The 1,356-nt window shown below is 51.3% G+C and carries 1 rRNA gene; it reads right to left on the bottom strand.

The features are described from left to right. Window positions 1–1,356 (bottom strand): 23S ribosomal RNA (locus L655_RS0123455); the annotation flags it as partial.

Genomic DNA, 1,356 nt, shown 5'->3' on the forward strand with positions numbered 1-1,356 from the left:
AAGTCTCCCACCTATCCTACACATGTAGGTTCAATGTTCAGTGCCAAGCTGTAGTAAAGGTTCACGGGGTCTTTCCGTCTAGCCGCGGGTACACAGCATCTTCACTGCGATTTCAATTTCACTGAGTCTCGGGTGGAGACAGCGTGGCCATGGTTACACCATTCGTGCAGGTCGGAACTTACCCGACAAGGAATTTCGCTACCTTAGGACCGTTATAGTTACGGCCGCCGTTTACCGGGGCTTCGATCAAGAGCTTCTCCCTAAGGATAACCCCATCAATTAACCTTCCGGCACCGGGCAGGTGTCACACCGTATACGTCATCTTGCGATTTTGCACAGTGCTGTGTTTTTAATAAACAGTCCCAGCCACCTGGTCACTGCGGCTCCCGTCCGCTTAGAGAGCAAGTCTCATCACAGATAGGAGCGTACCTTCTCCCGAAGTTACGGTACGATTTTGCCTAGTTCCTTCACCCGAGTTCTCTCAAGCGCCTTAGTATTCTCTACCTGACCACCTGTGTCGGTTTGGGGTACGATTCGGTATAATCTGAAGCTTAGAGGCTTTTCCTGGAAGTATGGCATCAGCAACTTCATCACCTTGGTGACTCGTCTCGTGTCTCAGCCTAACAGCAACCCGGATTTACCTAAGTCACTAGCCTACACACTTTCACATGGACTACCATCGCCATGCTTGCTTAGCCTGCTCCGTCCCCCCATCGCAATTATACCAAGTACGGAAATATTAATCCGTTTCCCATCGACTACGCCTTTCGGCCTCGCCTTAGGGGTCGACTTACCCTACCCTGATTAACATGGGATAGGAACCCTTGGTCTTCCGGCGTGCGGGTTTTTCACCCGCATTATCGTTACTCATGTCAGCATTCGCACTTCTGATACCTCCAGCATGCCTCCCGGCACACCTTCAACGGCTTACAGAACGCTCCCCTACCACTCAAACAAAGTTTGAATCCGCAGCTTCGGTGCATAGTTTAGCCCCGTTACATCTTCCGCGCAGACCGACTCGACCAGTGAGCTATTACGCTTTCTTTAAAGGATGGCTGCTTCTAAGCCAACCTCCTGGCTGTCTGGGCCTTTCCACATCGTTTCCCACTTAACTATGACTTTGGGACCTTAGCTGGCGGTCTGGGTTGTTTCCCTCTTCACGACGGACGTTAGCACCCGCCGTGTGTCTCCCGGATATTACTTTACGGTATTCGGAGTTTGCAAAGGGTTGGTAAGTCGGGATGACCCCCTAGCCTTAACAGTGCTCTACCCCCGTAAGTATTCGTCCGAGGCTCTACCTAAATAGATTTCGGGGAGAACCAGCTATCTCCCGGTTTGATTAGCCTTTCACTCCTA

Source organism: Pseudoalteromonas sp. TAE79 (assembly GCF_000498015.1).
Taxonomy (GTDB): domain Bacteria; phylum Pseudomonadota; class Gammaproteobacteria; order Enterobacterales; family Alteromonadaceae; genus Pseudoalteromonas.